Origin of the sequence: Paenibacillus sp. Soil766 (genome assembly GCF_001428105.1) — a bacterium.
GTDB lineage: Bacteria > Bacillota > Bacilli > Paenibacillales > NBRC-103111 > Paenibacillus_E.
On record NZ_LMSJ01000012.1, the window covers coordinates 1 to 19,338 of the forward strand.

The 19,338-nt window shown below is 44.8% G+C and carries 23 protein-coding genes; 18 read left to right on the top strand and 5 right to left on the bottom strand.

Features of this window, described 5'->3' with window-relative positions; genetic code table 11:
- The first annotated feature begins 78 nt into the window (after window positions 1–78).
- Together ASG89_RS09475 and ASG89_RS09480 are read left to right on the top strand one after the other, a co-directional pair.
- Window positions 79–402: a transposase gene (locus ASG89_RS09475; protein ID WP_057310347.1), complete on the top strand. Its 324-nt coding sequence runs from the start codon at window positions 79–81 to the stop codon at window positions 400–402.
- Between the two features lie 11 nt (window positions 403–413).
- Window positions 414–1,340, top strand: a complete 927-nt coding sequence (locus ASG89_RS09480; RefSeq protein WP_268795611.1) for an IS3 family transposase — start codon at window positions 414–416, stop codon at window positions 1,338–1,340.
- A 236-nt stretch (window positions 1,341–1,576) separates the two neighbouring features.
- Here the strand turns inward: ASG89_RS09480 and mtnA are convergent, their stop codons facing one another.
- On the bottom strand, window positions 1,577–2,668 hold the full coding sequence (gene mtnA / locus ASG89_RS09485) for an S-methyl-5-thioribose-1-phosphate isomerase (RefSeq protein ID WP_057310349.1): 1,092 nt from the start codon (window positions 2,666–2,668) through the stop codon (window positions 1,577–1,579).
- The gene (mtnK, locus tag ASG89_RS09490) at window positions 2,665–3,885 is read right to left on the bottom strand and encodes an S-methyl-5-thioribose kinase (RefSeq protein ID WP_057310350.1); all 1,221 of its coding nucleotides are present in this window, start codon (window positions 3,883–3,885) and stop codon (window positions 2,665–2,667) included. Before mtnK ends, mtnA begins: the two co-directional genes overlap by 4 nt.
- 239 nt (window positions 3,886–4,124) lie before the next feature.
- Here mtnK and ASG89_RS09495 point away from each other — a divergent pair, with 239 nt between their 5' ends.
- The 15 genes from ASG89_RS09495 (at window position 4,125) to ASG89_RS09555 (ending at window position 15,776) form a co-directional block, all read left to right on the top strand.
- Entirely contained in the window at window positions 4,125–4,583 is a 459-nt protein-coding gene (locus ASG89_RS09495) for a Dps family protein (protein ID WP_057310351.1), read from the top strand.
- 90 nt (window positions 4,584–4,673) lie between these two features.
- Window positions 4,674–4,841 carry a hypothetical protein gene (locus ASG89_RS36235; protein WP_157276586.1) on the top strand — a complete coding sequence of 56 codons (168 nt, stop codon included), beginning with the start codon at window positions 4,674–4,676 and terminating at the stop codon, window positions 4,839–4,841.
- A 38-nt stretch (window positions 4,842–4,879) separates the two neighbouring features.
- Entirely contained in the window at window positions 4,880–5,080 is a 201-nt protein-coding gene (locus ASG89_RS35520) for an isochorismatase family protein (protein WP_082592945.1), read from the top strand.
- Between the two features lie 151 nt (window positions 5,081–5,231).
- Window positions 5,232–5,801, top strand: coding sequence for a DUF1802 family protein (locus tag ASG89_RS09500; RefSeq protein WP_057310352.1), 570 nt, complete (start codon window positions 5,232–5,234; stop codon window positions 5,799–5,801).
- Window positions 5,802–5,966: 165 nt separating this feature from the next.
- Window positions 5,967–6,797 carry a Fe-S cluster assembly ATPase SufC gene (gene sufC / locus ASG89_RS09505; RefSeq protein WP_057310353.1) on the top strand — a complete coding sequence of 277 codons (831 nt, stop codon included), beginning with the start codon at window positions 5,967–5,969 and terminating at the stop codon, window positions 6,795–6,797.
- Between the two features lie 53 nt (window positions 6,798–6,850).
- Window positions 6,851–8,146 (top strand): Fe-S cluster assembly protein SufD, encoded by a 1,296-nt coding sequence (sufD, locus tag ASG89_RS09510; protein ID WP_057310354.1) that lies wholly within the window; start codon window positions 6,851–6,853, stop codon window positions 8,144–8,146.
- A complete protein-coding gene (locus ASG89_RS09515; RefSeq protein WP_057310355.1) occupies window positions 8,143–9,369 on the top strand; it encodes a cysteine desulfurase in 1,227 nt (408 codons plus the stop codon). The genes sufD and ASG89_RS09515 overlap by 4 nt, the downstream gene beginning before the upstream one ends.
- Window positions 9,356–9,790: a Fe-S cluster assembly sulfur transfer protein SufU gene (sufU, locus tag ASG89_RS09520; RefSeq protein ID WP_057310356.1), complete on the top strand. Its 435-nt coding sequence runs from the start codon at window positions 9,356–9,358 to the stop codon at window positions 9,788–9,790. The genes ASG89_RS09515 and sufU overlap by 14 nt, the downstream gene beginning before the upstream one ends.
- 63 nt (window positions 9,791–9,853) lie before the next feature.
- Window positions 9,854–11,251 carry a Fe-S cluster assembly protein SufB gene (gene sufB / locus ASG89_RS09525; RefSeq protein ID WP_057310357.1) on the top strand — a complete coding sequence of 466 codons (1,398 nt, stop codon included), beginning with the start codon at window positions 9,854–9,856 and terminating at the stop codon, window positions 11,249–11,251.
- Window positions 11,252–11,430: 179 nt separating this feature from the next.
- Entirely contained in the window at window positions 11,431–12,543 is a 1,113-nt protein-coding gene (locus tag ASG89_RS09530) for a C40 family peptidase (protein ID WP_057310358.1), read from the top strand.
- 124 nt (window positions 12,544–12,667) lie between these two features.
- Window positions 12,668–12,889, top strand: coding sequence for a hypothetical protein (locus ASG89_RS09535; protein WP_057310359.1), 222 nt, complete (start codon window positions 12,668–12,670; stop codon window positions 12,887–12,889).
- Window positions 12,886–13,542, top strand: a complete 657-nt coding sequence (locus ASG89_RS09540) for a hypothetical protein (protein WP_057310360.1) — start codon at window positions 12,886–12,888, stop codon at window positions 13,540–13,542. The genes ASG89_RS09535 and ASG89_RS09540 overlap by 4 nt, the downstream gene beginning before the upstream one ends.
- Window positions 13,543–13,546: 4 nt before the next feature.
- Complete coding sequence (locus tag ASG89_RS09545; protein ID WP_057310361.1) at window positions 13,547–14,743, top strand: glutathionylspermidine synthase family protein; 1,197 nt, start codon at window positions 13,547–13,549, stop codon at window positions 14,741–14,743.
- Window positions 14,740–15,390 (top strand): hypothetical protein, encoded by a 651-nt coding sequence (locus ASG89_RS09550; protein WP_235549684.1) that lies wholly within the window; start codon window positions 14,740–14,742, stop codon window positions 15,388–15,390. The genes ASG89_RS09545 and ASG89_RS09550 overlap by 4 nt, the downstream gene beginning before the upstream one ends.
- Window positions 15,387–15,776: a DUF350 domain-containing protein gene (locus ASG89_RS09555; RefSeq protein WP_057310363.1), complete on the top strand. Its 390-nt coding sequence runs from the start codon at window positions 15,387–15,389 to the stop codon at window positions 15,774–15,776. The genes ASG89_RS09550 and ASG89_RS09555 overlap by 4 nt, the downstream gene beginning before the upstream one ends.
- Window positions 15,777–15,793: 17 nt before the next feature.
- Here ASG89_RS09555 and ASG89_RS09560 read toward each other — a convergent pair whose 3' ends face one another.
- Genes ASG89_RS09560 through ASG89_RS38440 form a run of 3 tightly spaced genes read right to left on the bottom strand, consistent with a single transcriptional unit; the run spans window position 15,794 to window position 18,681 of the window.
- Window positions 15,794–16,843 carry an HD-GYP domain-containing protein gene (locus tag ASG89_RS09560; RefSeq protein WP_057310364.1) on the bottom strand — a complete coding sequence of 350 codons (1,050 nt, stop codon included), beginning with the start codon at window positions 16,841–16,843 and terminating at the stop codon, window positions 15,794–15,796.
- Between the two features lie 46 nt (window positions 16,844–16,889).
- Complete coding sequence (locus ASG89_RS09565) at window positions 16,890–17,918, bottom strand: ThiF family adenylyltransferase (RefSeq protein WP_057310710.1); 1,029 nt, start codon at window positions 17,916–17,918, stop codon at window positions 16,890–16,892.
- A 58-nt stretch (window positions 17,919–17,976) separates the two neighbouring features.
- Window positions 17,977–18,681 carry a molybdenum cofactor biosynthesis protein MoaE gene (locus ASG89_RS38440; protein ID WP_057310712.1) on the bottom strand — a complete coding sequence of 235 codons (705 nt, stop codon included), beginning with the start codon at window positions 18,679–18,681 and terminating at the stop codon, window positions 17,977–17,979.
- 124 nt (window positions 18,682–18,805) lie between these two features.
- On the opposite strand from ASG89_RS38440, the gene ASG89_RS09575 reads away from it, so the two are divergent.
- Window positions 18,806–19,276: a hypothetical protein gene (locus ASG89_RS09575; RefSeq protein WP_057310365.1), complete on the top strand. Its 471-nt coding sequence runs from the start codon at window positions 18,806–18,808 to the stop codon at window positions 19,274–19,276.
- Window positions 19,277–19,338 lie beyond the last annotated feature (62 nt).

A 19,338-nucleotide genomic window follows, 5' to 3' on the forward strand; every position in this document is an offset into this window, starting at 1 on the left:
CTTTCTCTTAAGCCCCCTAATTGGATTGGAGTCTTCAATATGCATGAAGTACAATATTGATGAGGGGGAATGAGATGTATGAAAAGCAATATCCTATATGATGAGCAGCGTATCAAAGTTGCCCAWGAGGCACTTAGCGGAACGAAAATATCTTTCCTGGCACGTAAATATTCCGTATCTCCTAGTACGATTACGAACTGGGTGAAATTCTATAAAGAAAGATTTGGAGAGGAAGATCTTCCTTCCGTCAGTGAGCGTATCGATGATTCAAAGCGCCTACAGGAGTTGGAATCTAAGATGGACACAGCGGTAAAGCTTTTRGGTGAGAAAGATCTTGAAATACAGTTGCTACGTGAACTTCTAAAAAAGAGCAACCCCGCTTACAAGACAAACTTGAAATAGCCGGTAAAGCAATTAAGCGGGGCTATGCAGCGGCACCAGTACTGCGAATAATCGGCGTTCATGAATCGACGTACTACGCTAGAAGGAAGCGAAATTCTAAGCAACCAAAACCTCTAGTAAAAGATCGGGTTGCTTTAGGGCGTCCAGTTCCCAAATACTCTCTGACGACAGACGGGCAGAAGATCAACGATACGCAGATCGAAGAATGGCTAATGGAATTGGTAGAGGGCGAGGAGAGCGGTTACGGCTATCGTAATCTAGCCCATGCACTTTATGTGCAACGTGGCCTTATCCTCAACCACAAGAAGGCGTATAGGCTCTGCAGGAAGCTAGGTYTGCTTCAGAAAAAACCAAACAAGAAGTTTAAGCACCCCAGGCGTATCGCGAAGAATCGCTTAGTTACAGGCCCTAATCAACTTTGGCAGATCGACATCAAGTATGGTTATGTTCACRGCTATGATCGCTTCTTTTTTCTCTTTGACATGATTGACGTATTTGATCGTTACATTGTCGGCTATCACTTAGGGTCAAGCTGTGATGCGAAGGATGTATGTGCGGCCGTAAAACGCGCTTTAGAGGCTCGTCTGAAGCCTGGAGAACCTGCACCGGTCATACGTTCAGATAACGGTCCTCAGTTTCTTAGCCATGCCTTTGGGGACATGTGTGCAGATAAAAACCGTCCAATTGAACACGAACGTATACCGCCCAAGACACCCAACATGAACGCATACATTGAGTCATTCCATAGCATCATTGAACGAGATGTGTACACAAAGGAATACTTTGAAACATTTGAAGAAGCTTACCAGAGAGTACACATCTACATAGAGTACTACAACAATCGTCGCTTCCACGGTAGCTTACACAGAATGAGTCCAAGCCAATACCATGAGTCATGGAAGACAAATGAATTAGGAGCAGTTGAGTTTACCCTTTAGCAAAATTGGTCCAGTTCACACGAGATACAAAAAAACGAGAAACTGCGAAATGGCGAGTATTTATTAGAAAGACTCCATAATTAAGGGGCCGAACCGNTTTACCCTTTAGCAAAATTGGTCCAGTTCACACGAGATACAAAAAAACGAGAAACTGCGAAATGGCGAGTATTTATTAGAAAGACTCCATAATTAAGGGGCCGAACCGTCTGTAAGTACCAAACAAAGACTTTGAAGATCTATTCGAAAAGCTTACGAAGATTTCCGCCATAAGGTGCCTGAACGATACCTTTTTCCGTGATAATCGCAGTTACATACTCATTTGGCGTCACATCGAACGCCGGATTGAACACTTTCACGCCAGCAGGTGCTGTACGCTTGCCGAAACCTTGCGTGATCTCGTCCTCGTGGCGCTCCTCGATCGGAATATCGCCGCCAGTCGGAGTGTTCAAGTCGATCGTTGACAGTGGACTTGCCACATAGAACGGGATGCCATGCGCCTTCGCCAGCACAGCTACGCTGTATGTGCCGATTTTGTTGGCTACATCGCCGTTTGCCGCAACACGGTCCGTTCCGACGATGACCGCTTGAATCCACCCCTTGGCCATAACCGCCCCGGCCATGTTGTCACAGATCAGCGTGACATCTACGCCAGCCTGCTGCAGTTCAAAAGCCGTGAGCCGCGCGCCTTGGAGCACGGGCCGAGTTTCATCGGCGAACACTTTGATGTTCATCCCTTGCTCCTTCGCCAAGTAGAACGGCGCGAGCGCCGTGCCGTACTTGGCGGTAGCCAATCCGCCGGCGTTGCAGTGCGTCAGCACGCCGAACCCATCCTCGAACAGCGTGAGCGCATGTTCGCCGATACGGCGGTTGGTGTCTTCGTCCTCCGCCTGAATCACTTGCGCTTCTGTTAGAAGCGCAGCTTTGAACGCATCCGGACTCACGCCCTCGGCTGCCAATACATCCGCTCTCGCACGCATGCGATCGAGCGCCCAGAACAAGTTCACCGCTGTCGGACGTGACGTCGCCAGGTAATCCGCTTGCTTCTGGACTTCCGTCAGAAGCCCGTCTACCGCGGCATCCACGCCGCGGATGCCGAGATACACCCCATACGCGGCGGCGATCCCGATCGCAGGTGCGCCGCGAACTTTCAAGTGCCGAATCGCTTCCCACACCTCAATCGGTGTTTCCAGCGGCAAGTACACAATCTCCTCCGGCAGCAGTCGTTGATCAAGCAAATCCAACTGCTGGCCATTCCAACGCAAGGATTGCAGGGCACCTTGTTCTTGATTTTGATCTTTTACGTTTTCATTCTCTACGTTCGTCGTCATAGTACATAACCTCTTTCTGCTGCTCGTGTTGCAATTGCTATTAGTTCATCAATCGTTGCTACCTGACGGTTAGCACGAAGGCATGCTGTGCCGATTGTAAGTGCCAATCGTTGTGCGCGCTCTCTTGCTGCCGCGTCTTCAATTTTATCGATATCTGCAACGTGGGCAAGACCGACTACACGGCGTACCATTTTGGCACCTGTGAATCCGACTGTATCACGCAGCAAGCCTGCGATGAAATAATCTTGGTAGCCTGGAGCGGCAAATACACGATCTACCCCATGCTCATTCCATAATGCACGGAAGTTTTGTTCGAAATGCGTCCATACATCCTTCACAGTTTGTGTTAAATATGCACGGAATGAGGAACGGCTTTCTTCGTCCTTACTCCAACCTTCTTGAGCCGCAAAGTTAAGCAATAGGTTAGCTAGTACAGCGCCAATATCGAAGCCCATCGGGCCATAATAAGCAAATTCAGGGTCAATCACTTTTGTTGAATCGGGTTTGATGAAAATACTGCCCGTATGCAAGTCGCCATGCAACAACGCTTGTGCCTGAGTAAGGAACTTGCTGCGCAGAATGGCTACCTCTAAGTGAAGCTCATTGTCTACCCAAAGTTGTTCCACGGCATCGCGGATAGCTGCTTCAAAATTGTTCGTTTCCGCATCACGATACGGATCATCGAAGATCAAATCTTCCGTGATTTTGCAAAGTTCAGGGTTGATGAAGCGTCCCAGCTGAATCTTTTTCTCTTGTTGATTTTTGCCTAAATCGGAAGTGAAGAAAAGCGTATTCGCTAGGAAGCGCCCGATATGCTCAGCAAAAAGTGGGTATTGGTTACCCTCAATCAACCCTCTGCGCATGATCACGTGATCGCTCAAATCTTCCATGACTGTAAGCGCTAGGTCTGCATCATAGGCGTACACATGTGGGACAAGGTCTGGCACGAGCCCTTCTTCAATGATCAAAGCTTCGCTCTCAATGCGTGCACGATCAAGCGTCAGCGGCCAGGATTCCCCAACAACTTTGGCATAAGGAAGAGCTTGCTTCAAAATAATACTTTTACCTGTAGCAGCTTCTGTTATACGAAATACGAGGTTTAAATTCCCATCCCCGATTTCTTGGCTGGCCAGTTCAGAACCTGCTTGAAATAATTGCGGAATACGGCGTGCGTATTCAATGGCTTGTGCTTCCGATAACGGATGATAAGTGGACATGAATGAACCTCCTAAAAGTTTTCGTCAGAAAACTGACTTCGTAAGCGTCATCTTAAGTGATTGGAATTAATTCCAACTAATTTACTGAGTATTAATAGTCTTTACCTAGTATAAGACAAATTGTTTCTGCATGAAATACACTTTTCAGAAATGTCGTTTATTTTACATAAAATCCGCGTGATTAACGTAAATTAGCGTGTACAAGGACGATTTTTTAGGCGAAATGAAGGAGGATTTGAATGACGAGCGCAACACTAGTTTCAACACAATCCATACAAACTGTTCTTAATAAGCAAATTTCAAACTGGAATTTACTGTTCGTAAAGCTTCATAATTTTCATTGGTATGTAAAAGGGAATCAATTTTTTACACTTCATGTAAAATTTGAGGAGCTCTACAATGAGGCTGCGCTGCATGTGGATGAGTTGGCTGAACGATTATTAGCGATTGGCGGTCAACCTGCCGCAACGATGAAAGCTTACTTAGAGATTTCTTCACTTAAGGAAGCATCTGGCACGGAATCAGCTACAAAAATGGTTGAAGCGATTATTGAAGATTTCACAATCCTTACGCAAGAGTTGAAAGCGGGCATGGGGATCTGTGAGGAAGCGAGCGACGATACCACCTCGGATATGCTTTTGGCGATCCAAACTTCGTTGGAAAAGCATCGCTGGATGCTGCAATCATTTTTGGGTTGAAATATTTACACAATCTTTAATTCAAACAAACATTCAAGATATGAAATTCCATTATCCTAGAGACAACCTGATTTCAAAGGATGTGAATGGATGAAACTTCTGAATGTCCTATTGGTCGTTGCCCTAGGCACCATGTTCTTACTTCTTGCCTACCAGGCAAAGGCACCTGACAGCACCCATGACCCGAATCCAATGAAACATGATCAAAATCAGTTTGCCCGAATGCAGCTGACGTATTACACAGAATCAGTGAAATAAAAGAAGGAATGGCCTGATTTTAGCGCCATTCCTTTTTTATGTGCGGGGTTCAAACCGAGTACTGTATAGATACTACTGTGAAAACTGCGTTCTCAAACGGCTTTAGAGTTGAATTAGCAAGCTATTGCCATAGCACCTATGATTCCGATGAATTAACTGCAGAGCAAATCATAAGTCATCACATTGGAATACTCGCCAAATTTTCTAATATAATAAAGGCTAATGAGATTTTGTTTTAGATTTGAATTCGAGGGTAAGATTACCAAAAGGAATGGCTGATTTTTCGGGCTGTTCCTTTTTATTTTCTGAAAAATGCCAATCTGCATTTGTTTTGCTTACAAAGTTTATTTATAATAGATAGATTAATGAGGAGAACGAGGGGGTGGCGACATGGGGGATGGGAAAGCATTGAAGGAGTGGGCTTCTGCGGTCAAAGCGCTAGAGGCTGGCTCGCAAATTTTTATTATGCGCAAGGGAGGTATTGTTGAAGAAACGAGAGATTTCCAGGTGGAATCGAATGATTTCTTTCTCTATCCAACATATGAGCATCAGAGAAAAGAACTACTGAAAGAGCAGTATCGTGGGATTATCGATGAAACGTTGGTCAACTGGCGTGCACAAGATACACATGTTACGATCAGTTCTTTTGCCCGTGTGGTTGAAGATATCGAGGTCAGCGATCAGGAAAAGCTCAATCTGCTATTTCCATTTCATATTTGGACTGAAAATTTCACAGAAGAGCGTTTGAAGTGGAAACGGAAAAACCCGCTGCATATAATGATTTTAAGGGTTTATACACTGAAAGAACCGATCCAAATAGAGATCGAACAGGCCTATATTGGCTGCAAATCATGGATACAACTGCAGGCATTGATCCCGGATGATTCCGACATGATCCCCGTGTTGAATGAGGACGAATTTAGCGCACAAGTTGCTGAAATTAAACGTACTTTGGCGTAAAATTTACGTAGCATTTCACAAAACGCTCCCCTTTTTCACGGAATTGCCCTTTCTTGATTTGTTACAGTAAGTTATAATAGAATTATTCTAATGAGAATCAGTGATAATCATTACTTTGATTGTCATCTATCTAGTACACTCAAACATTATGGAGGCTTAAAGAAAATGGCAAATTCAACAACATTTACAATAGAGGGTCTGAAAGCGACCATCGAAGGAAAGGAAATTTTGAAAGGTCTTAGCCTAGAAATCAAAGGCGGCGAAATTCACGCGATCATGGGGCCGAACGGTACTGGTAAAAGTACTTTGGCATCCGCGTTAATGGGTCACCCGAAATATGAAGTAACAGAGGGCTCAGTTACTTTAGATGGCGAAGATGTTCTTGAGATGGCTGTTGATGAAAGAGCACGCGCTGGCTTGTTCTTGGCTATGCAGTACCCAAGCGAAATCACTGGCGTAACGAATGCTGACTTCTTGCGCAGTGCAATGAACGTTCGCCGCGGTGAAGGTAACGAAATTTCTTTGATCAAGTTCATCCGTCAAATGGAAGCGAAAATGAAGCAACTGGAAATGAACCCTGAGTTCATGCACCGTTACTTGAACGAAGGCTTCTCCGGCGGTGAGAAGAAGCGTAATGAAATTCTACAAATGCTTTTGCTTGAGCCTAAATTTGTTATCCTTGATGAAATCGACTCCGGTCTAGATATCGATGCCCTGCGTATCGTTGCTGAAGGTGTTAATGCGATGCGCAGTGAAGAGCGCGGATTCTTGATCATTACGCATTACCAACGTTTGTTGAACTACGTTAAGCCTGATTTTGTACATGTTATGATGCAAGGTCGCATCGTGAAGTCCGGTGGTCCTGAGCTCGCAGAGCGTCTGGAAGCGGAAGGTTACGATTGGATCAAAGAAGAACTCGGCATCGTTGATGAAACGGTTGGTCAAGATACGGAAGAATTCAAAGTACCAATGAACACAACTGGGCCGAAGTACTAGGAGATGAGAGACTTTGATCGCAGGGTCAAAGATACTTATAAATGGAGGAAATCATGAGCACTAAAACAACACTTTCCATCGATACTAATGCTGTTACTGAGCTCTCCCGCAGCAAGCAAGAGCCGGAGTGGATGACAGCCCTTCGTGCTGAAGGGGTAGCATTAGCGAATTCGTTGGAATTACCTATATTAGAAAAAACAAGAATTGACCGTTGGAGCATCTCTGCCTACGGTTCCCATAAAGAGCAAGCAACTTTGAGCTCACTTGATGCTTTGCCTGAAGTGGCCAAGGGATTAACGAGTTCCGATAATCTGATTGTCCAACGCAATTCTGGTATTGTATTCAATCAAGTGTCGGAAGAATTGAAAAAGCAAGGCGTTATTTTCACAGATCTTGAAACAGCTGTTCGCGAGCATGGCGATTTGGTTAAGCCTTACTTCATGCAAGCTGTTCAAGCAAATGAAAATCAGCTGACTGCTTTGCATGCGGCATTGTGGAATGGCGGTATCTTCATCTACGTTCCGAAAAACGTCGTTGTTGATATTCCCCTTCAAGCTTTGTTTGTTGCAGATGATGCAGAAGCAACGTTTGCACCGCATGTTTTGATTGTTGCTGAACAGTTCAGCTCCGTTACGTATGTAGATAACTTCGTGTCCTCCGTTGGCGGCGCAGCGCTTGTACAGAACGGGATTGTTGAAGTATTTGCAAAACCTGGATCACGTGTGAGCTATTCTTCGATTCACAGCCTGGAAGAATCTGTGACAGATCTTACGTATCGCCGTGCAATTCTTGAAGATGATTCCCGCATTGGTTGGGTTGTTGGTGAGTTGAACTATGGAAATTCCATGTCCGATACAACCTCTGTTCTGAAAGGTAAAGGATCCGATTCAGATGCGAAAGTCATCTGTGTTGGAACCCAAGAACAGAAGCTCAATCTGACGACTCGCGCTGTACATTGGGGCAAAGCGTCAACAAGCGATATGATTACACGTGCTGTTATGCGTGATGGCGCAACAGCGATTATTAACGGGATCACGAAGATTGAGAAAGGCGCAACAGGCTGTAACGGTCAACAAACCGAGAAAGTTCTGATGCTTAGCCCGAAAGCTCGCGGAGACGCGAATCCAATTCTTCTGATTGACGAAGATGATGTTAAAGCAGGTCATGCTGCGAGTGTCGGGCAAGTGAATGCCGAACAAGTTCACTACCTCATGTCCCGTGGGATTACAAAGGAAGAAGCTCAACGTTTAATCATTTACGGATTCTTGGCACCTGTTGTTTCCGAGATTCCGGTTAAGAGCGTTGAAGAACAGCTGCAAAGCTTAGTGGAGAGGAAGCTAGGACAATGATACCTGCCGAGATACGTGAACTTTTTCCCATTCTGAAGCAAGAAGTGAACGGTCATCCTCTGGTTTACTTGGATAGTGCTGCTACTTCCCAGAAGCCTATTCAGGTGATTGAGGCACTGAAGCATTACTACGAGTGGGATAATGCGAACGTTCATCGCGGGGTTCACACCCTAGGTTCCCGAGCAACGGATGCGTATGAAGGAGCAAGAGCCAAAGTGGCTAAGTTCATCGGCGCAGCCAGTGAGCAGGAAATTATTTTCACTAGAGGCACGACAACCGCTATCAATATTGTGGCAGCGAGCTATGCACAGTCGGTACTGCGTGAGGGCGATGAAATCGTCCTTACTCCGATGGAGCATCATAGCAACCTGATCCCTTGGCAGCAAGCTGCGAAGAAGACTGGAGCCATTTTAAAATATATCCCGTTGCAGCCTGATGGATCCATCTCCCTAGCCGATGTGGAAAACACGATTACGGAACGTACCAAAATGGTTTCGATCGTGTATGTGTCCAACGTGCTAGGTGTGATCAACCCGATCAAGGAGATCGCGCAAATTGCCCATAAGCATGGTGCGAAAATCATGGTCGATGGTGCACAAAGCACGCCTCATATGAAAGTGGACGTACAAGATTTGGATTGTGACTTTTATGGACTATCTGGACATAAGATGTGTGGGCCTACTGGAATCGGGGCATTGTATGGGAAGAAGTCTTTATTGAATAACATGGAACCCATTGAGTTTGGCGGCGAAATGATCGATCATGTCGATTTTTATGAGTCGACTTGGAAGGAACTTCCGTGGAAATTCGAAGGCGGAACGCCTATGATTGCAGGAGCAGTTGGGCTTGGAGCGGCCATCGACTTCTTAACAGAAGTTGGGATGGATAACATATTTAAACATGATATAGAGCTCACGAATTATGCATTGGAACGTATGATGCAGATTCCAGATTTAGCTGTTTATGGTCCTACAACGAATCGTGCAGGTCTTGTAACTTTCAATCTTGGAGATGTACATCCACACGATGTGGCAACCGTTTTGGATTCCATGGGCATTGCAGTTCGTGCCGGTCACCACTGTTGCCAGCCTCTAATGAGATGGTTAGAACAAAGCAGCACAGCTCGTGCAAGCTTTTATTTATACAATACGGAAGATGATGTAGACCGTCTTGTGAAGGCTTTACTGAAAACAAAGGAGTACTTCGGCGATGCAATTGGATGATTTATACCGTAGAGTAATTATGGATCACTATAAAACTCCTCGCAACCGTGGGAAATTTGAGTCCGGAGAGTCCGTTACGATTGATCTTAACAACCCAACCTGTGGGGATAAAATTTCTCTGCAAATGCAAGTTGAAGAGGGAATCGTAAAAATGGCGAAATTCACAGGTGAAGGCTGCTCGATTAGCTTATCCTCTGCATCCATGATGACGGATGCAGTCAAAGGTAAAACCATTGAAGAAGCACTGAAAATGGCTGACGACTTCTCCGGCTTGATGAAGGGCGAATCCGTAGAGTTTGAATATGAAGACATTGAGGCCCTGTCGGGTGTTAACAAATTCCCTGCGAGGATTAAATGCGCAACTTTGGCGTGGAACGCACTACGCAAAGGGATTGAACATTCTCATAAAACCGATAACTAACGCATTTGCGGTGGAATAGGTTTAACATATGGTAAGCAAAAGAACGTTAAGGAGGAATCAACCATGGCGAAACAAATGCCAGATTTAGAGGATTACAAATATGGTTTTAGAGATGAGCACAAGTCCATTTTCCAATCCGGTAAAGGCTTAACTCGTGAAATAGTTGAAGAAATCTCAAGAATTAAAGGCGAACCAGAATGGATGTTGGAATTCCGTCTGAAATCCCTTGAGCAATTCTTCAAAATGCCGATGCCGCGTTGGGGCGGAAACATGGATGATTTGGATTTCGATGATATCCAATACTATGTTCGTCCATCCGAGAAGCAAGGTAAAACGTGGGAAGAAGTTCCTACAGAAATTAAAGAAACATTCGACAAGTTGGGTATTCCTGAAGCAGAGCAAAAGTTCCTTGCTGGTGTATCTGCACAGTATGAATCCGAGGTTGTTTACCACAGCATGCAAAAAGAACTTGAAGATCAAGGTGTTATCTTCACCGATACAGACACAGCGCTTCGTGAATACCCAGAGTTGTTCAAACAATATTTCGGAACGATCATTCCTCCTTCCGATAACAAATTTGCTGCTTTGAACAGTGCTGTTTGGTCAGGTGGATCTTTCATCTACGTACCAAAAGGCGTTAAATGTGAAGTGCCTTTGCAAGCTTATTTCCGTATTAACTCCGAGAACATGGGTCAATTCGAGCGTACTCTAATCATCACCGATGAGGATAGCTTCGTTCACTACGTAGAGGGTTGTACAGCTCCTATCTATAGCACGAACTCCCTTCATAGTGCGGTTGTTGAGATCGTTTGTTTGAAAAACTCTCGTGCTCGTTACACAACGATCCAAAACTGGGCACCTAACATCTACAACCTCGTCACCAAACGTGCGGTTGCAGAAGAAGGAGCTACCATGGAGTGGGTTGATGGCAACATCGGTTCCAAGCTGACAATGAAGTACCCAGCCGTTGTTCTTAAAGGCCGCGGCGCTAAAGGGATGGTTCTTTCCATCGCTGTTGCGGGCAAAGGTCAACATCAAGATGCGGGCGCGAAAATGACGCATTTGGCACCAGATACAACATCGACGATTGTTTCCAAGTCGATTTCCAAGCATGGCGGTAAAGTAACTTACCGTGGTTTGGCTTCCTTCGGACGTAACTCCCAAGGTTCCAAAGCTAACATCAAGTGCGATACGTTAATCTTGGATAACGAGTCAACTTCGGATACAATTCCGTACAATGAAATCATGAACGATAACATTACACTTGAGCATGAAGCGACAGTATCCAAGGTATCTGAGGATCAATTGTTCTACCTCATGAGCCGTGGACTTACAGAAGCTGAAGCTACGCAAATGATCGTTATGGGCTTCATTGAGCCATTTACCAAAGAACTTCCGATGGAATATGCCGTGGAAATGAACCGTCTCATCAAGTTTGAGATGGAAGGATCTATCGGTTAATCGTATTGATAACAAAAAGCGTGTCAGAGATTGCTCTCTGACACGCTTTTTCGCATGTTTACCACGCTTATACTTCCAACAAACGACATGTCAGAATGAACGCAGGAATTGTATAATTGCATGCCACTTGTCTCACTCTATAAAGGATCATAATGTGTTCCTTAAGGAGAGAGAATTTGATGTGGAATAAGCTAAAGACACCAGCAATAGGTAGCGTGATTGCCATACTGGCAATTACGACGGCATGTGGGAAGGATAACACAAACCCACAGAGTGTAACCCCGTCGCAAAGCCCAACGAGTTTAGCTAGCCCTGGTAATTCGGTTACAAAGAGTATGTCGCAAGCAGGCACGGATATCATTGGGCTTGCAAGCAATGATGCGGTCCTGCCGATGAAACAAATTGGGAACGTAAATTATGTATCTGCTCAGGAATTAATTAAAACACTCAAATTTCAGTCCGAATGGGAAGATTCAGAAGGTAAGCTAATGATAGGGGATAATGATGCTAACTTTGAACTAATAATGAACTCGAACAAAGCCGTAAAGGATGGGGCAGATATTCAACTAAGCCAGCCTGTAGTGAAGGAAGGTGCGACGGCATATATACCTGTCTCTGATTTGGCGGATTTATTTCAAGACGATATGTCGTATGAAGTTAGGACAAGTGATGTCTTAATTCACGCTTCACCTATTGCGATTATCGAACATGAGGATGATCCTGTAAGCGCGAATGACAACTCGCCCGAGTTGAACTTCGGGGATGACCCTTCTGATCCATTCAAAGGCGACGGAGATGGGGTAAATCCGGCATGGATGTCGAATCAAACGAATGGTGATCTACCAGTATGGTCGGCAAACAATGGTGACGAGGTTATGCCGGTTTTGAAAAATATCAATATCAATGCCATGATCAACAAAGGAAAGAACTATTTAGGAGTCAAATATAAATTTGGCACGGGGCCTTACCCCAAAACAGGCCGCTTCGACTGTTCCACATTTACCCAATATATTTTCGGGAAATATAATATCAAGCTGCCGCGTGTAGCACGTCAACAAGGTGCTAAAGGTAACTTGGTATCTCGCAAGTCGTTGCGCAAAGGTGATTTGTTGTTTTTCTACGTCCCAGGGCGTTTCAAAACGAACAGAACGGTTGGCCATGTAGGGATTTACATCGGAAACATGAAGATGCTTCATGCATCGCCTGAGCCTAAGAATGGCGTGCAAATTTCCAGTATTGATAAAGCCTATTGGAAAAAAACATTTCTAAAAGCTAAAAGAATTGCCTATTAATAGGTATAATGGAAAAAGTCTATCCGATGGATAGGCTTTTTATTTTTTTCTATTTTGAAACAATTGAATCCCTCGTGCGTTTAAATGTGTAGAAAGTTTTTAGTTGTGGAGGAGGTATAGCGGAATGACAATCGTACTTTATGAAAAGTTGCCCGAGGGGCAGCTGCTCCGACTTGGAGAACGTGCTTGGGATGATCAACTTATTCAAGCCTTAAATGTGGCTAATTTTATTCTTGTTGGTGGGAAGGAATATGAAATGATTGAGGGGCGATTGAATTTGGATCTCGATGTTTTCGAATTGCTTCTCGTTAAAGCTGGTTCAGAAGGGGGAGGGAGCAAGGAGTGAAACGACCGCTTAAAGTACTATCAGCTTCACTAACCTTCATCTTGGCAGGTCAATTGCTGCTAGGAACGGTTCAAGCTGCGGAGACACCTAGTTCCAATGCAGGCTCATCTAAATTGGTGGAATGGTCGAACGAGGATGTTAAGGCCTATTACGATCCGCAGGTGGACTGGAGCTTACCTATACCGTCTGATAAAGGCTTAGCTGCACCCACACCTACGCCAACACCGAGTACAACAGGTGGGAGCACGGCACCGATTATTGTGAATCAAGTGTCGGGCGGTGGATTTGGCTGGGATGATTTGCTTCTGTATCATCTGATTTTCAATACCGTAAGCCCTTATTCATCAAGCAGTTGGGGGAATAATCATCGCTCGTATTATTATCGATCTAATACACCTTATGTGAATAAATCGTATCAACCAAGCTCGTTTACGAATCGTTCAACGACGAAGACACCAACAACTTCAAGCGGTAGTGGGACCTTTACTTCGAATTCGAATAAATCGTCAACTACCACTAAATCAAGCACATCTGGTTCCTCAGTTAGCGGCTCATCGACCAGTGGCTCCAAGTCAACATCAACCTCATCAGGCAGCATAGGTGGTAAATCAAGCGGTTTTAGCTCCTCCTCCAGCTCAAGCTCCGGAGGCTAATCGCATGGGATTTGAAGTAATTGGAACACCAGCACCTGACAGAAATTCTCGTGTACTGCAACTAGCTGAACTTGGGTTTACGTGGGCTAACTTGGAGAATGAAGAGTACTGGATTGATCAGCTTGTGGTTATGCCTCACGAGGTTTATCAGGAACTTATTCAAGCTGCGACTGGACTTTGGCAGGTGTTTGATAAAGCTGCTCGTTACGTTTTTGGCAAAAGGGAGTTATATGCAGACTTATCGATACCAGATGTGCTATGGGATGGACTGGATCGGCTTGAACCGAATGCCGAAGGGTTCATAAGCCGTTATGCCAGATTTGATTTTACTGTCGATCAGACAGGCAACATTAAACTACTAGAATTAAACGCAGATACGCCAACAGGTTATGTAGAAGCCTCCATTGCGACTCCATGGCTTTGTGAGCAATATGGGTTGGAATCACCGAATGGGAGGATGAAGGAGCTTCTAAGGGACGCCTGGGAGATCGAGGCACCTGATTACGCGGCATGTATAGCTTATGGTGTACATGCGGAAGACACAGGGACGATAGAAGCACTTGTTGCACATAGCGGAAGATCAATGACATGCGTGGACTGTTTGGATTTATGGATCGATGAAGGCGTCGTTAAGATTGGTGCGGATGGGATCATTCAGCGTATGTTTGCCTTATATCCGAAGGAGTGGATGGGGGTTGACGACGGGGGAGAAGCGTTGTCGTATTCAATCGAGGAGCAATTCGTTTATTTGTTCAATTCTTTACATGCTGTGATTTTACAATCCAAAGGTTTACAAGCATTGATCTGGGAACTTCATATAAGTCACTCAAAGTTATTTACGCAAGAGGAACATGACATCATTAAGACCTACATGCTGCCAACCTATATGGATCCTATCCTAGGAGGTAACTACGTGTCCAAATCGATGTTTGGCCGCGAGGGTGGCTCTGTTGAATTATATAACGAGCATGGAGAGTTAGAATATAAGGATGAAGCGGGTTTCGATACTAGTGTGTTTTTCAAGCGTGTATATCAAGAACGGGCAGACCTGCCGCGGCTAACCTTCCAGCATAGTCAAAGCCATTTATTAACCGGTCTATTCGTATTGAATGGTACGCCTTGCGGGCTTTTAGGTAGAGCAGGCGGCATCATAACGGGAAATGCAAGTCAATTTGTGGCGATTGGAGTGAAAGCGCCTTGAAACAAGGACGATTTATACTATTGGCAGTAGGACTTATCGGAGTTATCGTTATCATATGGCTGTTCAGCATGATATTTGATAAGAAGCCATCTGTCTTAAGCCAAACAACATCAGGCAACATATCATCGACATCGAATTATGCTCCTGGGGACGTACCGTGGGATTATCAAGTCCAACAAGTCAAGGTCGGTGATCTCATCGATGGTGATATGGTGTTGTTGCCTAACAACGACCGGATGTCCAACGATCAGAATTTTGCCACTGGGGATAGTATCTGGGTATTGAGTTTCATGCAAGCCTCGATGAAAGTGGACAGTCAAGGGAAGAACGATGTTACTTTGTCGCAATGGAAACCCATCAAGTCCTTCAAAACCAAAGAAGAAGCAGACAAAGATCTCGTGGAGCTAAAAGTGGAAATAAAGACGGATGTGAAATTGATCGGTGTTTATAAAACAGAGCTGGATAGCCAATTTAGATACTTTGCGGTCGTAGAGTTGCCAACTGGACAGAAGGTTAAGCAGCCGATTCCAGAAGAGAGATATAAAGCGTTTAAGGATAAAAAAGAAGTAAGTGTAGTCCTAGAGGAAGTACATGATTATACAGATTTTGATCAATCGATGGCTAAATTTCGGGGGTGGGCAGAGTGATTGTTGTGGATCTTATTATAAGTTTATTCGTCATTGTCTTGTTACAGTTTGCAGGGATGTACATCTTTAGTTTAATGACACCCTACCGAGATATGGAAGAAATCAATAACGGCAATGTGGCTGTGGGGATTACCATGGGAGGCAAGTTCGTAGCTACGGCTATCATTCTAGGCATCGCTGCCTATACGAACGCCTCCATCTGGCATATGAGTCTGTGGTTTGCGGTAGGGTACGCATGCTTAATAGCCTCATATTGGGTGTTCGATTGGTTAACCCCAGGTATGAAGCTATCAGACCAGCTTAAGGGAGGTAATGTGGCTGTAGGTACCCTTCTTGCTGCCGTGTATATTGGAATTGCAATTTCAGTAAGTAGTTTAATTATTTAATATACCTATGTATGAGATTAGATCGCAATTTTCGTTATTTCTACATTTGCGAGCTGTGATAAATCCAAGAATTGATTGTTGATGTTGATGAGCGGTCGGAAGAAATCAGTAGGGTTCGTCATGATGATGATACCTTCGCGTCCGTCGCTCAAAGACACTTTCTTACCTATAAAGTTAGGAATCATGTTGCGTATGAACACTTGGGTGATCTTAGGATCTAACTCGCCGAAGCTCATGCGATGAAGCTCTTTAAGTACATAAAGCATGTCACGTCGCTGTTGATACACTCTGCTGGATATCATAGCGCTATAGATATCTGCGACCGCGACTATGCGTGAGTAAGAATGGATGTCCATGCCGACTTTCCGTAGTGGATAGCCTGAACCATCCATACGCTCATGATGTTGAAGGGCAACAAGTGCGAGCGTTTCATCCTTTAATGACTTACGAATGATATCATACCCATGAATCGTATGCTTCTGAACTTCCTCGAACTCTGCCTTGGTCAACTTGCTTGGTTTATTCAGAACATCCGGATGTATTCTACATTTCCCGATATCGTGCAAATATCCCGCTTTTCCGATAACTAAAGCATCCTTCTCGGACTTATTCATCCATTTGGCTAAGTAGTAGGATAGCATCCCAACTTGAACACTGTGCTGAAGGGTATAGTCATCTGTACTATGCAAAGATAGAAGAAGGGAGACAACATCCTTCTCTTCTTGAATGCTCTCAATTAGCGGATTGAAAGCGGATTCTACAACATCATTGCGAAGAGATCCTCCGTCTTGTAAAGCTTCGAACATTTCTTTAATGCCCTGAGTTGCGTTGTTAAAAGAGGTTACCTGTAACCTATTAGCGTGTCTGGTTGGCGCTTCTTCTACGACTCTATCAATTTCAGTGCTTCTTGGAGCTATATCAACATAATCCACACTGTGGCGATTGAGCATTGAAATGTCTCCAGCATCGAGAACGGTTCCTGAGGATAGAAGATGAAGGCCAACTGCATTGTAGGAATCGGAAATTAATTTGTCACCAACGATAAGTTGAAGCACATGTACACGCATACAAGCTCCTCTCCAAGTCCTAGTATCAGATAGGTATATTGTAATACTACATCCCAATATAACGACTGTAAAGACTTTTGGCTTGAATTAGGTCCTCAGTCCCTTGAATGAGTACACGACCGCCAGGGAATAGAATAATTTGAATATCCTCAGATGCGTGAAACTTTAAAAGAAAGCGGTTTTTCTCAACAAGGCCAAGCGGTTGCAGACGTTCCTCCCAGTATTCCAGAGGTTGAGTGCTTGGAATAATCGGATGAATTTGAACCGAGTTGCGCCCGCATAAGGATTGAATCGTATCACTTTCAATATGGGCATCTAAGTACTCATATTGCTTATGCGCACAAGCGGGACAATCCGACTTCTTAGCCCCAGAGACCCGTATTGCAGAGCTCTGATTGAACCATAAGTCCCATTGCTGCATGCTGAGATTGAGCTGTTCTGTTGCGCCTACGAGTAACTTAAGTGCCTCAGTGGCTTGAAAAGAAGCGACAACATGGATGATCCCCCCTATGACACCTGCAGTGTCACAAGTATCTGTGGTGCCCGCAGCCGGCGCTTGTGGGAAGAGGCAGCGCAAACAAGGTGTTCGTTCAGGGATAATCACCAGTGAGACACCCCGCGAAGCTACGGCACCGCCATAGATCCAAGGGATCCCTAATTTCATGCTGACATCGTTGAGCAGAAAACGAACGGCAAAGTTATCGGTGCCATCGAGAATCACATCGACATCATGAAGCAATTGTTCGGCATTCGTAGCGTTAAGATCACAGACATGAGGATCAATGAAGACATTGGAGTTAACTAGTTGAAGACGTTTCGCAGCGGCGATCGACTTGGGAATCGTTGCAGATGCATCCTCTTCATCGTACAGCATTTGTCTTTGCAGATTGCTCTTATCTACAAAATCACGATCAATAATCCGAACATATCCAACACCTGCTCGAACCATATGATTGGCCAGAACAGTGCCTAGAGCACCCATGCCAACAATAGCAACACGACCAAGACCAAGCTTGCGCTGACCCTCTAGGCCAATCGGGGGGAATAGCGTTTGTCTTGAATAACGTGGGTCAATATCTGAAGTAGTTTCTGTATGTAAATGCGGGTCCAAGTGAAGTCATCTCCATTTCAAATCATTTATCAGCATTCGGTGTTTGTAGTGGATTCCAGGGTCCTGTTTGATTGCCTTTCCATTCGGATCCATCCTCCCACATTTCTTTTTTCCAAATGGGAACGATTTGCTTCAATCGCTCAATGGCATACCGGCTGGCATCATAGCAATCAGGGCGGTGAGGAGAGGATACAGCGATCACGACACTTGCCTCAGCAATCGCAACCTTCCCCAACCGATGTGTGATGGCACATAAGGTACCAGGCCACTTGGCATCGATTTCTTCGCCGATGCTCGCCATCATTTTCAGGGCCATAGGGACATAAGCTTCATACTCTAATAGGACTGTTCGCTGCCCATATGTCATTTCTCGCGTCGTGCCGATGAAGGCAAGTGAAGCGCCATGGTTGGGATGATTCACCTTTGATGTCACGGAAACGACATCAATCGTTGAATCGGTGATTTCATAGAGAGAAGGCTGTCCGCCTGAAACAGGCGGGATGAGTGCGAGCTCATCGGAGGCGGAAACCGTGTCCTGATTACCGGCATATGCTTGATTCTTGGCGAAAAAACATATGGAAAGCTGCGCGGAGGCAGCAGGATAATCAGTGATGATTTTATCCTTCAATTGGGCAATGGTTATCGAATCTTGATCGACTGTAATCGTTAGTACAGCAGTGCCGAATAGGTCTACAAGACCTGCGAAGAGTTGGATGTGTAAGTTCAATTTGTTTCTCCTTGCGATAGATGTTAGAATCCCTTTCAGCATATCATATTTTGCCATGATAATGGTATAATGGAGTGATTCTTTGGCAGGATATGGGATTTGAAATAGGGAAGGAGATCTAAGCATGCAATCCAATTCACACATAGTAGTGTCTGACTTACATAAGAACCAAGAAACCTTTACCGTAGATGAGATGGTCGCTTTAGCGGATCAGCGGTTGAACATTCAAGATCGCGTTCCGTCGGTGGAGGGGGAGGCATTTGATCTCAAATCATGGTACCAAAACTGGAACAACCAAGGGAAGCAGCGTACAGCTGAAGAGCCTACTCATGTAAGGGTGGAAGCGATAGATGAGTTCCAAGCGCTGATACCGTGGATTCAAGTGGATCAAGCTCTCTTCCTGTATGCACAAGAGGGACAACCACTTAAGAAAGGGTATCCTATTCGACTATACGTGCCAGATGGAAGCAGTGAGTGTCTTAACGTAAAAAGTATTGTAAAGGTATGGTTTTTGAACGATCCTGCTTTAGGTGAAGAAGCAACTTATGGGTTTAAGAACAAAGTAACCCTAGATGAGCTCAAATTCAAGAAATGAGGAAGCGGATACTTGCATAACATAGAGACATGCTAGGATCTACTTGATCATGAAGAGAGGTG

Excerpts from the sequence above, each read along its gene's own strand:
- mtnA (WP_057310349.1), bottom strand. The coding sequence starts at position 2,668 with ATGACGACGAACGTAGAGAATGAAAACGTAAAAGATCAAAATCAAGAA.
- mtnK (WP_057310350.1), bottom strand. The coding sequence starts at position 3,885 with ATGTCCACTTATCATCCGTTATCGGAAGCACAAGCCATTGAATACGCA.
- ASG89_RS09495 (WP_057310351.1), top strand. The coding sequence starts at position 4,125 with ATGACGAGCGCAACACTAGTTTCAACACAATCCATACAAACTGTTCTT.
- ASG89_RS36235 (WP_157276586.1), top strand. The coding sequence starts at position 4,674 with ATGAAACTTCTGAATGTCCTATTGGTCGTTGCCCTAGGCACCATGTTC.
- ASG89_RS35520 (WP_082592945.1), top strand. The coding sequence starts at position 4,880 with ATGTGCGGGGTTCAAACCGAGTACTGTATAGATACTACTGTGAAAACT.
- ASG89_RS09500 (WP_057310352.1), top strand. The coding sequence starts at position 5,232 with ATGGGGGATGGGAAAGCATTGAAGGAGTGGGCTTCTGCGGTCAAAGCG.
- sufC (WP_057310353.1), top strand. The coding sequence starts at position 5,967 with ATGGCAAATTCAACAACATTTACAATAGAGGGTCTGAAAGCGACCATC.
- sufD (WP_057310354.1), top strand. The coding sequence starts at position 6,851 with ATGAGCACTAAAACAACACTTTCCATCGATACTAATGCTGTTACTGAG.
- ASG89_RS09515 (WP_057310355.1), top strand. The coding sequence starts at position 8,143 with ATGATACCTGCCGAGATACGTGAACTTTTTCCCATTCTGAAGCAAGAA.
- sufU (WP_057310356.1), top strand. The coding sequence starts at position 9,356 with ATGCAATTGGATGATTTATACCGTAGAGTAATTATGGATCACTATAAA.
- sufB (WP_057310357.1), top strand. The coding sequence starts at position 9,854 with ATGGCGAAACAAATGCCAGATTTAGAGGATTACAAATATGGTTTTAGA.
- ASG89_RS09530 (WP_057310358.1), top strand. The coding sequence starts at position 11,431 with ATGTGGAATAAGCTAAAGACACCAGCAATAGGTAGCGTGATTGCCATA.
- ASG89_RS09535 (WP_057310359.1), top strand. The coding sequence starts at position 12,668 with ATGACAATCGTACTTTATGAAAAGTTGCCCGAGGGGCAGCTGCTCCGA.
- ASG89_RS09545 (WP_057310361.1), top strand. The coding sequence starts at position 13,547 with ATGGGATTTGAAGTAATTGGAACACCAGCACCTGACAGAAATTCTCGT.
- ASG89_RS09560 (WP_057310364.1), bottom strand. The coding sequence starts at position 16,843 with ATGCGTGTACATGTGCTTCAACTTATCGTTGGTGACAAATTAATTTCC.
- ASG89_RS09575 (WP_057310365.1), top strand. The coding sequence starts at position 18,806 with ATGCAATCCAATTCACACATAGTAGTGTCTGACTTACATAAGAACCAA.